Raw genomic sequence first — 17,316 nt, 5'->3', positions numbered from 1 at the left:
TAAGATTCGTAGATCCTACCCCCGAGGGTCTGGCAAAGGCCAGACCGTAAGCAAGCAAACCTAAGAACCAAATGGAGTAAGGTTATGAGTGAGACCTCTTTTGACTGGCAAAATACCCTAGCGGCCCTCTGGCGTCGTCATCGGTCAGGCTTGAGAGCGATTCACCGGCTAGACCCTATCAGTTGGAATGACCTCACGGGAATTGATTCGCAAAAGGCCGCTCTGGAGCGCAACACTGAGCGCTTCTTGAATAAACAGCCCTCTAACAATGTGTTGCTATGGGGTTCTCGTGGCACGGGCAAATCGTCTCTGATTAAAGCCTTGTTGAACCGCTATCACAGCGAGGGCCTGCGGATGATCGAAGTGGATAAAGACGACCTGGTGAATCTGCCAGAAATTGTCGACGACATTTGCGATCTGCCGTTCCGGTTCGTGATTTTCTGCGATGATTTGTCCTTTGATGTGGGCGAATCGGGGTATAAGGCGTTGAAAAGCGTGCTGGAAGGCTCGCTAGAATTGCCCCCGGAAAACGTGCGGGTGTACGCCACCTCGAACCGCCGCCACCTGATGCCCGAGTTTATGAGCGATAACCTGAAAAGCGGGGTTCGTGACGGTGAGTTGCACCCTGCGGAAGCCATTGAGGAACAAGTATCGCTGGCGGACCGGTTCGGGTTGCAGTTGTCTTTTTATCCCTTCTCTCAGGACATCTATTTGCAGGCGGTGGATGCACTGTTTCCCTCGGTGGCGGATCGCGAGCAATTGCATCTTGAAGCGGTTCGTTTCGCAACCGGAAAAGGCGTACGCAACGGCCGCTCGGCCCAGCAGTTCTTCCGCCAGTTCGCGGGCGACCCGCGCTTCAGCTAAGGCGTGTTACTGGCGGTCTGCCATGCGAATAAAGCGATGGTGGATCAGCCGGATGGCGACAAACACCGTCACCAAAACCACCGGAATGGCGATGCCAAGCACCACAGGTTTGTTGATCGAATAGCCGGCCCCTGCCAGTGCGCTCAGCCCGAGACTGAGTAAGCCAATCAGGTAGTAAGAGATCGCAACTACCGAGAAGCCCTCAACCGTGTGCTGCATCATCAACTGAATGCGCGAGCGCCGGTCCATGGAGCTGAGCAGTTCCTGATTCTGGCTTTGAATCGCCAGCTCCACCCGGGTACGCATCATGTCGGAGGCTCGGTCAACCCGTCGCGACAGATCTTCCAGCCGAACACTCACCGATTCACAGGTTTTGACGGCAGGAGTAAGCCGCCGGGTCATGAATTCGGTAATGGTGAGGTGACCGGACACTTCGTCTTCCCGCAGTTCTTCCAGCCGGGTCAGTACCAGTTGATGGTAGGCCTTGGTGGCGGAAAACCGGAAGGTCGAGTGGGCTCGGAAGGCTTCGATTTTGGCGGCAATATGGGTGAGCTTGGCCAGAATGGTTTGTTCATCCAGGGTTTCGTTATCCGCTAAAGCCTGGGTGATGGTGGCCAGTTTTTGGTCCATGTCGTTCAGGTCTGGAGTGATTTTTCGCGCGACCGGCAAAGCCAGCAACGACATCAGTCGATAGGTCTCTATTTCCATCAGACGCTGCACCAGCCGGCCCAACTGGCTGTCCGACATACTGTCATTGATCACCATGAAGCGGCCGAAATTGTCGCTGTGCAGTTGGAAGGTCCCCAGCACGCGCGCGGCACCTTCCTGCGGACTGCTGCCCACCAGCCTCATGCCTTCAAAATGCCGGCGCATGAACGCGGGCTCGTCGCGGGCGTGAGCCGACGAGGGGCTCACGTCAATATGAAAGGCCGCAACTACGGTCCCCTGCAGTTGTTTTAGCCAGCCATGTGGCAGCGCGCTAATCCCGGTCTCCTCGAACGGCTCGGCGTCCGAAGGCGCCAGATTGGTGAACGTGTACGCGGTAAATTCCATGTGCACTTCGCGGCGGATTCGCAGCTGATCAAAGGTCTGTTCGTAGCAGGTGACTTCTTCTTCCGGCCAGGGCTCCCCCAGCATGCGGTGCAGGCTTTGCAGATGCTTGAACTGGTTTTGGCGCTGCTCCGGTGTAGTCACGACCGCGATGTGGGTCACTCGCGCCTGAGGCGGTAACACCTGAAACGGCCGTGAATGCAGCTCCTGATAGAGATCGGCTCGCAGGGGGTGAAAATCCAAAGCGATGGGCTTGGCTGTCACGGGGCAGTCCTTGGTTCGTTGGGAAGTTTCGGGATGATAACGCGGAAGGCGACACCGTCAATGCCATTAAGGTACTGGTTTTGGGCGTCAATTCGGCCACTATGAAACTCGGCAATTAAACGAACGATGAGCAGCCCCTGGCCCAGGTGACCCTCAGCCTTGCCTTCTCGCTTGGAAACAAAGGCCCCGAAAATGTCCACGCCGGGGTTGACCGGCAGGCTAGAACCTTGGTTGAACACTACGATGATGTAGTGCTCCGGATTCTGTTCCAGGCGCACGGCAATTCGGCCGTCTTCGGGTGTGAAGTCTCGGGCGTTATCAACCAATTTGTCGAGCATTTGCACCAGCATTTCCGGCGAGCCGAGCAGCGGACAGGGGGTGTCGGGCACGTCGCAATGATGCCGGTGGTGTGGGTCAACTTGTTGGTATGACGCGCAGGCCTGGTTAACGACCTCCGCCAGATCGAAGTGCTCCTTGTCGGCCTGATCGAAGCTCTGCTCCAACCGGGCCGCTTCGCTCATACTGTTCAGAATACGCCTGAGCCGTTCGGCGGCAGACGAAGCGCGTTCCAGATACTGTTGGCGTTCTTGCTCGGCGTGGCAGTGCGCCAGATTCTCCAGCGATGAGCGAACCACGGCCACCGGTGTTTTCAGTTCATGGGATAGTTTGCGAGAGAAGCTTTCCAGATAATGGTTGTAGCTCTGCAGGCGCAATACCATGTGCCCGAAATGTTGCTGCAGCTGCCCCAGTTCGTCCCGGGATCGGGCTGGGGGAAGGGGGGCGAGAATGCGGCCATCGTCGTCAACGCTGGCGCTGACCAGTTGTTGCAGGCGTGCGATACGCCAGGACAACCAGCTGGCGTATCCGAGCAAGGCCAGTGTCAGTGCCAGGATGATCAGCAGGCTACGAGCCAATACACTCCCCAAAGCAGAGCCGGAAACGCTGAGAAGTTGTTCCATCGACTGCTTGAGAAATAGTGTTCGACCACCGAAGAACGTGTGTTCCGTGGCCAGCCAGACGGTGCCGTCCTGCTGAACCAAATGGTGTTCAGGTAAACCACCGGTGTGCAGTTGATGGTGCGTTGTCGCCAAAGGCTTGGGCTGGGGTTGGTACAGCCTGACCAGGCTGCGCAGCGCGTTAAGGGTGATTTGTTCCAGGATCTGGCTGGTGGATAGATCATCGAAATCGGTTGCTGGCGCCGGGGTTTCTGCTTGGCTATTAGCCACGATCCATCCGGCGGGTTCTAGCAAGGTTACCTGCTGGCCATCGCTGAGCTGTCGTGCTAGCGCGCGCTCAAGGGCGGTATTGCGCTGCACCAAAAGCGGTGGTGGCGCAAGAGATGTGCCTTCCCCGTCAGCGCTTTCGCCCGGTTGTCCGGTTTGGAAACCCAACCGGCTGCCCGGCGCGGGCATAGGCATCCGCAGTTCCAGTTGCCAACGGGATCCGAGATCCTCCCAAGCCACTTCGATCCGCCGATCGGTTTGAGCGGGGTTGCCGTCGATCAAGGCGGGAACGTGGGTGCCCGGGGCTGTCGTTCTGATCATCCATGTCTTTGGTTGGCTCGATTCCAGTTGGCCCGGAGGAGGTACCAACACCAGTTCAACGCGGTCATGAGGTTGTTCTGGCTGGCTGGGGTTGAAGGGGCGCAGACCGTGATTCCGATTTTGTACCAGCAAATAGAGGTAACGATTATTGCTGGTGGCCAGCCATCGCAGGTTTTCCTGACCGGGCCGGGATTGCCAGGGTAGCTGTTCTTCGTGATCACGGAAGCCCGGCCAGGTTGTAGTGAACCCGTCCACCTTCGGGAACTGTGTGGTGCTGTCAGCATAAAGTGCATCACCGCTTGTTACTACGGGCGCGCCCAACATGAAATCGCCAGCCAATTCGGCCAGGCGGATGCCTTTTTCTTCCAGTTGCTGCAGGGCTTGCGCGCGCAGAGCGTTGTCCAGCTCCAACACAAATTTCAGACCGGCCCACGGGATCAGCAACATCAACACGCTAGCCAGAAATAACTGGCGCTTGAGGCTCACGGTTCAAACCTCACGAGCGTTCCACCGATAACCCATGCCGTAGGCGGTTTGGATGCCATCGAAGCTGGCGTCCAGTTGCACGAATTTGCGCCGGATGCGCTTGATGTGAGAGGTCACGGTGTTGTCGTCGAGTACCGTGCTGGCCGCTTCCATGAGTTGCTCACGGCTTCGAACATGGCCGGGGTGTTGCACCAGCGAGTGCAGCATCCAGAATTCGGTCACTGTCAGGTCAACAGGTTGTTGTTCCCAGCTAACCGTCATGCGGTCTACGTTCATTTCCATGCGCCCCCGCTGCACCACCTCATCGGGTTTTTGCAGGGCTTCTGCCCAAGCCTCGGCACGGCGAAGCAGGGCTGTAATCCGAGCCAGCAGGTGGTCCAGACTCATGTCTTTGGTGACGTAATCATCGGCACCCAGGCGCAGGCCGTGAACAGTGTCTATGTCGCTGTCCCGGGCGGTCAGAAAAATAATAGGCAGGGTTGCTGATTGGTCACGTAGTGCCTGACACAGAGCAAAACCGCCTTCCGGTTCGTCGCCTAGCCCGACGTCAATGATTGCAAGGTCAGGCAGTCGTTGGCGCAGTACCTGCCAGGCTGAGGGCCGGTCGCCGTAGGCAGAAACGTGATACCCCCGGCGTTCGAACGCTGCCCGGTAGTTGTCGCGGATGCCTGGTTCGTCTTCTATCAGTGCAATGTGTTTTTTCATAACCCGTCGTTTAGCGATATGTCGCCCTATTAAAGCATGCTCAAGGACCGGTTCAAGTAAGGGCTGCGTGATTGCCACAATTCATCATAGTTTTCCGCCAGTTTGCCTGCTTTTGCCACGGCTAGGCCGTATCCGGCTGTTGTAATGGCATCACTCACTGCCATAAAAAGGATGACGCGATGATGTTGCTACCGTTGTTTGCGAATCCGGCCGCCAGAGCCGGTTATAGTGCCACCCGCCGGTTAACGCCGAAATGGGATACGCGAAAAAGGCTGCGTTTCGCCGAAGGTGTCAGCCTTTGGCTGGCGGTTTTGATGATGCTGTTTGTGCACCCGCTGTATGCCGAAGCCAATGAGGGCGGCGAAGACGGGGCTGGGCAGCTGTACCTTATGAATGGGCAAAGTGCCTGGCGACAACCGGCGCTGATTCTCGACAGCGATTTTGACGTGCAGGTGTCGGGTTTGCTGGCACAAACACGCCTAACCCGCGCATTTAAAAACACCAGCGATCAATGGCAAGAAGGTGTCTTTGTGTTTCCGTTGCCGGACAAAGCCACGGTCTACGGTTTGGTGATGACGGTGGGTGAGCGCCGGGTGGTCGGGCGGCTCGAGCCGAAAGCGCAAGCTCGCAAAACCTATGAGAAAGCCAAAGCTGCGGGGCAGCATGCTGCAACGGTTGAGCAACAACGGCCAAACGTATTCACCAGCCGAGTTGCTAACATCCCACCGGGCGAAACGGTTCAGGTAGAAATTAGCTATCAGCAGCCGGTCAGTTATCGGCTCGGCGAGTTTGAACTGCGCCTCCCCACCACCTTAACACCACGTTACATGCCGGGTGAGACGGTCGCCGATACTCAGAAGAACTGGCACTCGGGCTGGGCCATGCCGACCGATCAGGTGCCCGATGCCAATGAGATCAGCCCTTTCACGGTACGGGCAAACGATGTATCGCCTCAAAGCCACAGAGCGACTATGACGCTGGAGATTGAAAGCGGTTTTCCGTTGGCAGAAGTCACCAGTCCGAGCCATAGCCTGCACACAAACATTGATGGTACCCGGGTAACCGTGACGCCTGAAGGTGATCAGGTGTTGATGAACAAGGATGTTGTCGTGCGCTGGCGTGCTGTGGCAGGCCGGGAGCCGACCGCGGCGGTGTTTCACCAACAGTGGCAGGGGCAGGATTTTCTGATGGCGATGGTGCTGCCGCCGGAAAGCACCGGTCCGGTCTTGCGCCGTGAACTGCAATTTGTCATCGATACCTCGGGCTCCATGGCGGGCGAGTCTATGGTTCAAGCGCGGGATGCCTTGTTGCGTGGCCTCGATACTCTGCGCCCGGGCGATTATTTCAATGTTATCCAGTTCAACAGCCAGGCCCACCCGTTGTTTGCTCAACCGGTTCCGGCGGAACGACATTATCTGGCTCGTGCCCGTCACTATGTGCACAACCTGCAGGCCGACGGTGGTACCGAAATGGCGGGTGCTTTGTCGTTGGCGATGAGTATGAACAAGGCCCCGGTAGAGGCTCTGGTGCAGCAAATGGTGTTCATCACAGATGGTGCCGTGGGCAATGAAACGGCTTTGTTTGAGAAAATTCGCCGGGGCCTGAATGATCGTCGTCTGTTTACGGTGGGCATTGGCTCGGCACCCAATATGCACTTTCTGCGGGAAGCGGCCCGCTGGGGGCGGGGGGAGTACACCGCTATCCACAACAGCGGTGAGGTGAATCAGGCGTTGAACAAGCTGTTCTCGGCCATGGATGCGCCTGTAATGACCGACATGAACGTGCGCTGGCCGCTCCACGGTGCAGAACCGAATGCGGTGCCCTCAAAACCCGGTGATTTGTTTCGGGGTCGACCGCTGGTGCAAGCGATTCAAGGAGTGCCTGCAGCCGGCGAATTAGAAGTGTCAGGCAAACTTCCGGGCGGTCGTCGTTGGAGCACACGTTTGAACCTTAGCCATGCGGCACCAGCGACCGGCTTAAACCGACACTGGGCCAGAGGCCGGATTGACGAGCTGATGGATACGGCCAGCCTGAATGGAGAGTCGCCAAACGAATCCAGCATCATTAAGTTGTCGGTGGCACATCAGGTGATGTCGCCGTTCACCAGTTTTGTTGCCGTGGAGGAACAACCGGTACGACCCGCCACTGAGAATATGGAGAGTGAGCAGTTACCGACCTTGCTGCCCGCAGGCAGTCGTTCGGGCATGTTGCGTTATCCACAGACTGCCACCGTTTGGCCGCTGCTCAGTGCATTGGGCTTGGTGGGCCTGATGTTTGCGCTGGCGGTTGCGATGCTGAACCGGAGGGCAATCGCATGACACGTTTCCTGGCGCTGTTGATGAGTGCTTCGCTTATCCTGCTGATGTTTGGATTATGGATACCATTCAAGGCCTTGGTGGCTCAGGAACTGTTGGAGAAAGCCTGGTCTGATAGTCAGGCACAACAAACAAGGCTGAGGCCTTGGCCTTGGGCTGATACCTGGCCAGTGGCCAAGCTTGAACTCCCGGAGTTAGGGGTTTCCATGATTGTGTTGGAGGGAGGCCACGGCGAAAGCCTGGCTTTTGGCCCGGGCAGGGTATTTGGTGGCGAGCGTGGCCCGCTTATTCTGGCGGGCCACCGGGATACCCACTTCCGTCACCTGCAGAATGTGCAGCCGGGCAATCAGCTTCGCGTGCAAGACCAGAGCCAGCGCTGGCGGCAATATGAGGTGACCGATGTGACCATTGTGGACAGTCGCACGGAGGCAATCGATACGCACCAGCTCCCAGAGGATTCGGTGCTTCTAATTACCTGTTACCCCTTTGACACCTTGGATGCCAGAGGACCCTTGCGCTATGTTGTAAAGGCACAGTCTGTGCCTCAAATGGAACCAAGCAATACTGTTGCGATTTTATAAATTGGCGTACACTTGTACGCCAAAATTTTGAGATCCGGAAGCACAGTATGGGTGTTGTACGAAAAATACTGGCATGGTTGTCGGTTGCCGTTATCTGCTTATTGTCATTGGTGCTGTATCTGGCACGTCCTTTTAACCCGGACAACAATCGCTTGTTAGCCGGGTTTATTGCTCGCTTTTGTCGGCGTGTGCTGGGCATGGAGCGTCCTTTGTATGGCGCCGAGAACATGCCACAAGACCGGCCCACCGTGATTGTGGCAAACCATCAGGAAAACGACGATCTGATGGTGGTGGGTGATCTGCTGCCGCCTCGGACCGTTGCCGTGGGCAAATCCGATCTATTGTGGATTCCGTTCTTTGGCCAGGTCTTTTGGTTGGGCGACAACATCATTCTTAACCGACGCCAGTCTCATAAAGCCGTGGCCATCATGAAAGCCACCAGCGATGCCATTAACAAAGACCGCAAAAGCATTTGGGTGTTTGCTGAAGGCACCCGCAGCCGGGGTCAAGGGCTAGGACGCTTTAAAAAAGGCGCGTTCCACATGGCCATTGCTGCGGGTGCGCCGATCACCATGGTGTGTGTGGCCAACTACCACGGTAAAACCGAGGGCGTATTGGGCCGCCGTGGGTCCGTGCCGGTACGCATACTTCCGCCGATCGAAACCGCCGGTTTGACTAACGCTGATGTCACCGAGCTGATGGAGCGTTGCCATAAGCAAATGGCAGAGGCGGTAAGCGAGTTGTCAGGTACATCCGGAACTGCTTGAACCGCCTCAATAAACAGGGCAGTCTTTGGCACATACGGTTGAACGACTAAACGACAGGAGAACCGATAGATGAGTCTGATCTGGTTTCTGATTATTGGCGGTCTTGCTGGCTGGCTAGCCGGTCTGATTATGAAAGGTAAAGGCTTTGGTGTGCTGGCGAATATTGGTATCGGTATTGTGGGGTCTGTGATCGGTGGGGTGGTTTTCGGCCTGCTGGGGCTTGCGGTAAAAAGCATGGTCGGAGAGCTGGTAACAGCGACGGCTGGTGCGGTACTGCTACTTGCTGTCGTCAACAAGATAAAGCAGGGCTGACATGATCATACCCGTTACGGCTGTCTTTGCTTCGGTCATAGGCATTTTGTTGTTGGTTCTGTCCGTGCTGGCGGTCAGATTCCGCTTGAAGTATCAGATTGGCATGGGGGTAAACGATGACCCCGTGTTTCAGGCCACCGTAAGAGCCCACGCCAATCTGGTGGAGTACGCTCCGGTTGGATTGATCATGCTGGCCATTGCCGAATTGAACGGCGTGTCATCAACGTTGATCTACTGGACTGGAATGGCGTTGGTGGTAGGGCGAATCTTGCATGCCTTTGGCATGATAAAAGGTAAGGGCAGAACTCACACGGCACGGGTGCTTGGTATGGTGCTGACCTGGTTGTCGATTCTTATCGCGGCGATTTTGCTGTTGTGGAATGTGGGCGCGGTCTACGGTTAAAACTGACTGAAATGAAAACGGGGCCTCTGTCAGGCCCCGTTTTTGTTCGTGGGATGGTCGATTTCAGGTCTCAAAGTGCTTGAGCGATGTCCATCGACAGGTATTCCAATTCAACCCTGCGATTGGCAGCGCGGTCCTCGGGCCTTGCCAGAGGCCGGTCAGATCCCCAAGTTGCCATGATCATGGCTGACGGGGAAACCCCTTCCTGCGTTAGCAATCTCGCCACTGAATGAGCTCTCAAGCGGGCCAGAAACTGGTTGTAGTCGCCGGAGCCGAAGTTGTCAGAGTGGCCGTGGATTTTGACCCGCGAGCCTGGGTGGCGCTTCAAATACGCTGCGTGCTGTTTGAGAATCTCGGTATCTGCCTCATCCAGCGTGTGCTTGTTAAAACCGTAGTGAAAGCGAGTGCGGTGAGGGCGACTTGCCTCCTGACACTGCTGGGCTGCGTTAAGTCCGGAAAGCAGCGCGGCTTGAGCCAGCATTTCAGGGTTGTCTAAAACGAGAGTCGTCATCTGCAGTATCCTTGCAATCAAAGTCAGGTTCTTTTTGTTATTGCTCAGGTACTATTTAGTTATAGAGCAATAACAGCAATTGGCGAATAGTCGATACAAGATCCGCGGGTACGGCTACCCATTGAAGAGTGCTTGTATGACCGCCTGATGACATTACACCGCGAAAATAAGGCACCGCTGTGGTAAAAAGCAGCCTATCAAGGACCGATTGTGATGAATAGTGACCGCCTATGTTGATTATCCCTGCCGAGAATGCCGTTAACTGGAAACGCCCTCCTTGGGTAACGCTGAGCCTGATCATGGCGTGCTTGCTGGTGTTTCTTTTCTATCAGGGCGGCGATGACCAGAAACTGGAATACGCACTCGAGCAGTACATCGATAGCGGACTACTTCAACTTGAAGCTCCGGCTTATGAGGACTATCTGCAACGGGCAATTCGCTTCGAGGGCGATCAGCAAAGCGTGCTGGAATTGCAGGAGTTTCAACAGCTGCGGGAGCAGGATAATGAACTCTGGCAAGCCGTTACCCTGCTAATGGACCGGGAGTATTACCAATACCTGCAAGACAACACCGACATTATTTGGGCTCCAACAGAACGTCGGTTGTGGCTGGAGCAGCGCACGGCGATAGAAGACCAATGGATCAGTCAGATGAGTGCGTTTCAGCTGGGTTTGGTGCCCGCCGAGTTGTCGCTTTATACCCTCATCAGCTACCAGTTTCTGCACGGCGGATGGGGCCACATCATTGGTAACTTGGTGTTCCTGTTCTTGCTGGGGTTCACGGTAGAGAGAGCCTTGGGGCCGGGGCGGTTTCTGGTGGCGTATCTGGTGTGTGGTGCGCTGTCGGGTTTGGTGTTTACCGCGTTTTCCGCCGGCAGCCAGATACCGCTGGTTGGCGCATCGGGTTCCATCTCCGGATTGATGGGCATGTACGTGGCCATTTACGGCCTGCAAAAAATCCGGTTTTTCTATTTCCTCGGCGTCTATTTCAACTACTTCCGGGCCCCCGCCATTGCAATGTTGCCGGTGTGGCTTGGCAAAGAAGTTTACGATTACTGGTTTGCGGGTGCCACCGGTGTTGCGTACATGGCTCACGCAGGCGGGTTGGTGGCCGGTGCAGGTTTGGTTTGGCTGCTGGGCAAAAGCTGGCTGCAGGTGAAAGAAGAATTCTACGAGCCAGAGCCCGATGAACAGGATGCCCGTTTTACCGCTGGCTACTCGCAGGCGATGACGAGCCTTGGCCGCATGGAATTTGATCAGGCCAGGCGCCAGTTCGAGGCGCTTAGAGAGCATTACCCTGAACGCTCGGTTTTGCTAGAACATCTTTATCAGCTCGCCAAACTTAGGCCAGATCTTCCGGCGTTTCGGGATCGAACCACCGAGTTGATGTCGGATGCACTGGCTCGCCGCCAACCCGAACAGCTGGTATCGGTTTGGCAGGAATATCTCAGCAAGGGTGAAGCACATCATCCTTTGGCCGGAGAAGACCACAATCGGGTATTGTTTGCTAGCCTGAAGAACAATGACCTGAAGGCGGCTGAGAAAGCGTTTGAGCGAATGCGCACGCGGGCTGAGCCTGAAATGGTCTACGAGGCCTGCCAGCTGTTGGTCAGTGAGTTTGATAAGTTACAAATGGGGCCGAAAGCCCGACACTACCGTCAACTGCTTCAGGGCCTGAGCTAAGCGTCAGGCTCTTCTTCCGCAGGCTTATTCAGCGATTTGAAAGCTGGCTTTCGGGCCTTTCAGCGGCTCTCGGTTTTGCGCCTGTTCTAACCAGACATCGATGTGCTTGTGGGTCGGGTGGCCGCTGCAGCGTTTTTGTACATAGCTGAGGAACGCACTCGCCTTTTCCCATTGTTGTAGGCCGTTCGCCAACACTTGTGCCGCCAACAGGTAAGCCGGTGCCAATTGCTCGCTGTCCGGAAACCGTTTGTGGAAGTCTTGCAGTAGTCGAAGCGCGGGCTTGAAATGCTGCCGGTGGTACAAGGCCGTCGCGCAGGCCAACGCCAGATCGGCATCGTCTATCTGAAAGTTCGGCTCCAGTGATTGCAATGTTCGGATTAGCTCGTTCAGTCCGTCACCGTCATTACGGTCGGCGAGCCAGGTCATCAACCGCGGATGATACCGGTACAATTCGGACACATCGTTGCGAGCGGTGAGTATTTGGTACAGCTGCCCCAGCCGGTGTGGGTCATTCCGGTCTTTCTTGAGCGCTTCCTTGAGAATCGCCTGAACGCGGTCGTAGTTGCCGTCTTTCAGGTTCATATCCAGATCCGCATCCAGTCGACTGGACCGGTCCCGATGCTGATGGCCGGCCAGATCGTCTTCATCCTGGATGTCCGAAGCAAAGCCTAGCTCTTCCTGATACTGGAACAGCAGGTAACCCAGCATGTGGAAAAGAATCAGCGTGAACGTACTGTTTAAAAAGCCTGCCAAAGGCTGCGCAACCCACAAGGGAAAGTGAGTAACCGCAAAATCCTGAGCGGCACCCGAGGCCAGGGTCAGCAGGATCAAATACCCATACAGCAAGAAATAAGGCGTACCGACACGGGAGATAAGCACCGCCAGATTGAGCGGGTTCACCGCTGCGCCAACCGAGCGTTCCATGGCCAGAACCATAATGCTGGCGGGTAACCCCAGGACCACAAACGCGATGGCCAGCATCATTAAAATAGAGCCGCCGAGCATGGCAGCGGCGGCCACCAAGGCACCCATCAATACAAAAACCAGCAACTGTAGAAGCACGATGTTGAAACCACTGCCTGAAAACGCTTCAGACACCGGGGGTGGCTTCAAATGCCCTTCGGCCGTTCGATTGATGACCGCGTAGGTGTACTTGAACAGAGCCAGTGCCAAAACCACCCAAATGATCAATCCGATTAGGTTGGCTGGTGCAACGACCGGCACCAGCGTGCAGATGGCAATAACGATCAGTGGGTCGCTATGGAACGGGTATCGGAAGAAGGCACCAATTCTTTGCCAGAAGGGCACGACTTCCGTGGCGGCCCCCAGGTAGCGCATAGCCTTACTACATTTCGGGCACAGGCCTTGGCGCTGGCGCGTATCGGCATCGGGCATGCAGCGGCTGCAATAGTGCATCTGGCACTCGCCGCAGTGCCACTTGGCGGGGTCGCCCGGGTGGTAATGACAATCGTGTTTCAAGGCAAACGTCCTGGTCCGTCAGAAATCAGTGGTAATGATGACAGATGTGCTAAAAGCCCGCATCAGCTCTGTTCTCAAATCACTAAGCGATTTGCTCGCTGGATACTCGGTTTTTGCCAGTGCGCTTGGACTGGTAAAGCAGGTGATCGACCCGCTCCAGTATTGTTTTCGGCGTATCATCTGACGTGTAGTCAGTGACTCCCAGTGACAGGGTAACACCGCCAATTTCTTCAAACGTCATAGCTGCTAGATCCGTGCGGATGTTTTCGGCAATCCTGGTTGCTCTATCCATGTCGCAGAACGGCAATAGCACGATGAATTCTTCACCGCCCCAGCGTATACATTTATCAGACTTACGGGTGTTTTCGATAAGGATATCGGCGACTGCTTTGATGATTTCGTCGCCCCGGGGATGACCATAGGTATCGTTCACCGCTTTGAAATTATCAATGTCGGCCATGACTATGCAGTAGGTCGAACTGGTTTCCTCGCATTGGATTAACGAAACCTCTAGCTCGAGTTCGCCGCCCCGGCGGTTTAACAAACCCGTCATCGCATCGTGTGAAGCTTGCTCCCGAAGTTTAAGCTCATCAAACACTCGATCGGTCATGTCTTTGATGATGCTTACGTAATGGCTAATGGTCCCGTTGGCCCTTTTGACCGCAGTAATGGTTTGCTGACAGTGGATTTCTCGTCCGTCTTTGTGCCGGTTGATCACCATCGCCCGAAACGGTAATCCTTCATGAAGGTATCGCCACAGTCGCTCGTAGAAAGCTTCGTCGTGTTTACCTGACTTCAGTATTGAGGGCGTGTGGCCGATGACTTCGGCTGGGGTGTACCCGGTAATGATTTCAAAACCTTGGTTGGCAAACTCGATCAAGCCTTCGGCATCGGTGATGAAAATGCCGTCGTAGGCTGCATCAATGGCTTTCGCGAATAGGTTGCCGGTGGTTTGTTCGGCATCCAGTTGCGTGATGTCTTTCTGAACGGACAGGAAAAAGCGAGGTTCATCGGCATCGTCGCTAATTTCCGTGATGGTCCATTCCAGCAGGTACGGTTTGCCGTTTTTACGGTAATTGATCGTGGAGCCTGAGAAGAAGCCTCTGTCTTCCAGACCATGTCGTAGTTTTTCGATGACTTGGGGGTCTGTCAGCGGGCCTTGCAAAATTCTGGGGTTCTGGCCCCGGAGTTCGTCTAGCGAGTAACCCGTCATCCGGCAGAACGCCGGGTTGGCGTACACAATGTTGTGCTGCTTGTCTGTGATTACGATGGAATTGAACGAAATTTCAGCGGTTGCCCGTAACAGCATGAGCGAATCCTGGCTGGAAAGGCCGGGAAGATTGTGGGGATCCGTTGGGCGCAAGGTGTTTACCATTTCGAAGAGTTCGTTAGCTTAGGCTAACACCTCGCAGTATTGATCAAAGCGTTTGGTGTTAATAATAGGATGATTATTGTTGTGTCGCTATTGTCGTCGGATGTATGAGTATTTACCGACCAATGGTTGAAGTCTGAGTTTTCGATGCGATAGTTAAGGATAAAGACAAAATCGAGAGCGTAATTAGAGGAGGCAACGCATGTCGAATAAATCGTCGAGTTCCAACAGCCTGAGTACTCTCTCCACCCTCGATGCCGGTGGCAAGACGTTTCATTACTACAGTCTGAAAAAGGCCGAAGAATCATTGGGCGATCTGCAGCGCCTGCCCTTCTCTTTAAAAGTGTTGATGGAAAACCTGCTGCGCAATGAAGATGGCGTGACCGTTGATCGTTCCCACATAGACGCCATGGTGCAGTGGCTGAAAGACCGCAAATCCGATACCGAAATTCAGTTCCGCCCGGCCCGGGTGCTGATGCAGGACTTTACCGGCGTACCCGGTGTGGTGGATCTTGCGGCCATGCGGGAAGCAGTCAAGCAGGCGGGCGGCGACCCGGCTCTGATCAATCCGTTGTCTCCGGTCGATTTGGTGATTGACCACTCGGTCATGGTGGATAACTTTGGTTCGGCATCGTCGTTCGATAAAAACGTCGAAATCGAAATGCGGCGCAATCAGGAACGCTACGAATTTCTGCGTTGGGGCCAGCAAGCGTTTGATAACTTCCGTGTGGTGCCGCCCGGAACCGGTATTTGTCACCAGGTAAACCTGGAATATCTCGGTAAAACCGTTTGGCAGAAGCAGGACGGCGACAAGACCATCGCTTATCCCGATACGCTGGTGGGGACCGACTCCCACACCACCATGATCAACGGCCTCGGCATCCTGGGCTGGGGTGTTGGCGGTATTGAAGCCGAAGCTGCGATGCTGGGGCAGCCGGTATCCATGCTGATTCCGGAAGTGGTTGGTTTCAAAATGACCGGTAAGTTGCGAGAAGGTATTACGGCTACTGACCTCGTATTAACCGTGGTTGAAATGCTGCGTGAGAAGGGCGTTGTTGGCAAGTTTGTGGAATTTTACGGCGATGGTCTGAAAGACATGCCGGTGGCCGACCGCGCCACCATCGCCAACATGGCACCGGAATACGGCGCCACCTGTGGTTTCTTCCCCGTAGACGAGCAAACCCTGAAATACTTGCGCCTGACCGGCCGAGATGATGAATTGATCGACCTAGTCGAGAATTATTCAAAAGCGCAAGGTTTGTGGCGTGAGCCTGGTCATGAACCGGTATACAGCGCCACACTGGAGCTCGACATGGGCGATGTCGAAGCCAGTTTGGCGGGGCCGAAACGGCCGCAGGACCGGGTTGCTCTGAAGAACATGAAAGCGGCGTTTGAGCTGCTGATGGAGACCAACGAAGGTGCCCCTGATGCGACTGAAAAGCGTGATTCCAAGCTGGAGTCCGAAGGTGGGCAAACGGCCGTAGGTGTTGATAACAGTTATCACCATCCTTGCAGCCGTCCGTTGACCTTGAACGGTCAGGAGACCCGGCTGGACCCGGGCGCGGTGGTGATTGCGGCAATTACTTCCTGTACCAACACCTCCAATCCCAGCGTCATGATGGCGGCCGGGCTGGTCGCTCGGAAAGCGGTTGAAAAAGGCTTGCAAACCAAGCCGTGGGTGAAAACTTCGTTGGCGCCTGGCTCCAAGGTGGTGACGGAGTATCTGAACGCCGGTGGCTTTCAGGATGACCTGAACAAATTGGGCTTTGACTTGGTGGGTTACGGTTGCACAACCTGTATCGGTAACTCCGGACCGCTGCCGGATGAGGTGGAAAAAGCGATCGAGGATGGCGATATTACCGTCGCGTCGGTGTTGTCGGGTAACCGTAACTTTGAGGGCCGAATTCATCCGCTGGTGAAAACCAACTGGTTAGCGTCACCCCCGTTGGTGGTGGCCTACGCGCTGGCAGGTAACGTCCGTGTGAACCTGAACACCGATCCGCTGGGTAAAGACAAAGACGGCAATCCGGTGTATCTGAAAGATCTCTGGCCCAGCCAGCAGGAGGTCGCCGAAGCGGTGGAGAAAGTGAAAACCGGTATGTTCAGCAGCGAATATGCGGCTGTGTTCGATGGCGATGCGACTTGGCAGTCGATCGATGTGCCGCAAACCAAGGTGTATACGTGGTCTGACGACTCTACTTACATTCAGCATCCGCCTTTCTTTGAAGGCATGGGGCCTGAGCCTGATGCGGTGGAAGACATCCAGGACGCGCATATTCTGGCTTTGCTGGGTGATTCGGTGACCACCGACCACATCTCTCCCGCGGGTTCATTCAGTCCCGATAGCCCTGCCGGAAAATACCTTCAGGAGCATGGAGTGGAACCGAAGAACTTCAACTCCTACGGGTCTCGTCGCGGTAATCACGAGGTGATGATGCGCGGCACCTTCGCCAACGTTCGCATCCGCAACGAGATGCTTGACGGAGTGGAAGGGGGTGTCACGAAATTCGTCCCCACTGGCGAGCAAATGCCGATCTACGATGCCGCCATGAAGTATCAGGAGAAGGGCACGCCGCTGGTGGTTATTGCCGGTAAGGAATACGGCACCGGTTCCAGTCGGGACTGGGCGGCTAAGGGGACACGGCTGCTGGGTGTTCGTGCCGTGGTGGCCGAATCCTATGAGCGGATTCACCGTTCCAACCTGATTGGTATGGGCGTGATGCCCTTGCAGTTCCCTGAAGGCGAAAACCGCCAATCATTGAAATTGACAGGGGAAGAGACCATCAGCATCGAAGGGCTGTCTGGTGACATTAAGCCGGGTCAGACTCTGAAAATGACGGTGAAGTATGCCGATGGCTCTACCAAGACCTGTGATCTGAAATCGCGGATTGATACCGCCAATGAGGCAATTTACTTCATGCACGGTGGCATCCTGCACTATGTGGTGCGGGAAATGCTGAAGTCTGCGTGACACGGAATCG

The 17,316-nt window shown here is 55.4% G+C and carries 14 protein-coding genes; 8 read left to right on the top strand and 6 right to left on the bottom strand.

Translation table 11 applies throughout. The annotated features are described in order from the left end of the window. The first annotated feature begins 84 nt into the window (after positions 1-84). The gene (locus K5L82_RS13305) at positions 85-864 is read left to right on the top strand and encodes an ATP-binding protein (protein ID WP_223134471.1); all 780 of its coding nucleotides are present in this window, start codon (positions 85-87) and stop codon (positions 862-864) included. 6 nt (positions 865-870) lie between these two features. Here K5L82_RS13305 and K5L82_RS13300 read toward each other — a convergent pair whose 3' ends face one another. The 3 genes from K5L82_RS13300 to pdsR are packed head-to-tail and all read right to left on the bottom strand — an operon-like array spanning position 871 to position 4,913. Further along, positions 871-2,178, bottom strand: coding sequence for a DUF3422 family protein (locus K5L82_RS13300; RefSeq protein ID WP_223134470.1), 1,308 nt, complete (start codon positions 2,176-2,178; stop codon positions 871-873). Continuing rightward, the gene (locus tag K5L82_RS13295; protein WP_223134469.1) at positions 2,175-4,208 is read right to left on the bottom strand and encodes an ATP-binding protein; all 2,034 of its coding nucleotides are present in this window, start codon (positions 4,206-4,208) and stop codon (positions 2,175-2,177) included. The genes K5L82_RS13300 and K5L82_RS13295 overlap by 4 nt, the downstream gene beginning before the upstream one ends. A gap of 3 nt (positions 4,209-4,211) precedes the next feature. Next, positions 4,212-4,913 carry a proteobacterial dedicated sortase system response regulator gene (gene pdsR, locus K5L82_RS13290; RefSeq protein ID WP_223134468.1) on the bottom strand — a complete coding sequence of 234 codons (702 nt, stop codon included), beginning with the start codon at positions 4,911-4,913 and terminating at the stop codon, positions 4,212-4,214. Positions 4,914-5,092: 179 nt separating this feature from the next. On the opposite strand from pdsR, the gene K5L82_RS13285 reads away from it, so the two are divergent. The 5 genes from K5L82_RS13285 to K5L82_RS13265 all read left to right on the top strand — a co-directional run bounded on the left by K5L82_RS13285 (position 5,093) and on the right by K5L82_RS13265 (position 9,291). Continuing rightward, positions 5,093-7,231 (top strand): marine proteobacterial sortase target protein, encoded by a 2,139-nt coding sequence (locus K5L82_RS13285; RefSeq protein ID WP_223134467.1) that lies wholly within the window; start codon positions 5,093-5,095, stop codon positions 7,229-7,231. Continuing rightward, the gene (locus K5L82_RS13280; protein WP_223134466.1) at positions 7,228-7,809 is read left to right on the top strand and encodes a class GN sortase; all 582 of its coding nucleotides are present in this window, start codon (positions 7,228-7,230) and stop codon (positions 7,807-7,809) included. The genes K5L82_RS13285 and K5L82_RS13280 overlap by 4 nt, the downstream gene beginning before the upstream one ends. Before the next feature lie 47 nt (positions 7,810-7,856). Beyond that, positions 7,857-8,576, top strand: a complete 720-nt coding sequence (locus tag K5L82_RS13275) for a lysophospholipid acyltransferase family protein (protein ID WP_133007137.1) — start codon at positions 7,857-7,859, stop codon at positions 8,574-8,576. A 69-nt stretch (positions 8,577-8,645) separates the two neighbouring features. After that, complete coding sequence (locus tag K5L82_RS13270) at positions 8,646-8,888, top strand: GlsB/YeaQ/YmgE family stress response membrane protein (protein WP_133007138.1); 243 nt, start codon at positions 8,646-8,648, stop codon at positions 8,886-8,888. A 1-nt stretch (position 8,889) separates the two neighbouring features. Further along, positions 8,890-9,291: an MAPEG family protein gene (locus K5L82_RS13265; RefSeq protein ID WP_223134465.1), complete on the top strand. Its 402-nt coding sequence runs from the start codon at positions 8,890-8,892 to the stop codon at positions 9,289-9,291. 70 nt (positions 9,292-9,361) lie between these two features. Here the strand turns inward: K5L82_RS13265 and K5L82_RS13260 are convergent, their stop codons facing one another. Further along, a complete protein-coding gene (locus K5L82_RS13260) occupies positions 9,362-9,802 on the bottom strand; it encodes an OmpA family protein (protein WP_223134464.1) in 441 nt (146 codons plus the stop codon). A 230-nt stretch (positions 9,803-10,032) separates the two neighbouring features. Here K5L82_RS13260 and K5L82_RS13255 point away from each other — a divergent pair, with 230 nt between their 5' ends. Then, positions 10,033-11,484, top strand: a complete 1,452-nt coding sequence (locus K5L82_RS13255; RefSeq protein WP_223134463.1) for a rhomboid family intramembrane serine protease — start codon at positions 10,033-10,035, stop codon at positions 11,482-11,484. Positions 11,485-11,508: 24 nt separating this feature from the next. On the opposite strand, the gene K5L82_RS13250 is transcribed toward K5L82_RS13255, so the two are convergent. Both K5L82_RS13250 and K5L82_RS13245 read right to left on the bottom strand, forming a co-directional pair. Continuing rightward, entirely contained in the window at positions 11,509-12,963 is a 1,455-nt protein-coding gene (locus tag K5L82_RS13250) for a hypothetical protein (protein WP_223134462.1), read from the bottom strand. An 82-nt stretch (positions 12,964-13,045) separates the two neighbouring features. Beyond that, positions 13,046-14,272 (bottom strand): sensor domain-containing diguanylate cyclase, encoded by a 1,227-nt coding sequence (locus tag K5L82_RS13245; RefSeq protein ID WP_223134461.1) that lies wholly within the window; start codon positions 14,270-14,272, stop codon positions 13,046-13,048. A gap of 265 nt (positions 14,273-14,537) precedes the next feature. Here K5L82_RS13245 and acnA point away from each other — a divergent pair, with 265 nt between their 5' ends. Further along, a complete protein-coding gene (acnA, locus tag K5L82_RS13240) occupies positions 14,538-17,306 on the top strand; it encodes an aconitate hydratase AcnA (protein WP_223134460.1) in 2,769 nt (922 codons plus the stop codon). Positions 17,307-17,316 lie beyond the last annotated feature (10 nt).

The sequence above is a fragment of the Marinobacter sp. AL4B genome (genome assembly GCF_019916045.1).
Taxonomy (GTDB): Bacteria; Pseudomonadota; Gammaproteobacteria; order Pseudomonadales; family Oleiphilaceae; genus Marinobacter.
Note: the sequence above shows the minus strand (reverse complement) of the source record. Positions and strands in the feature narration are given on the sequence as shown.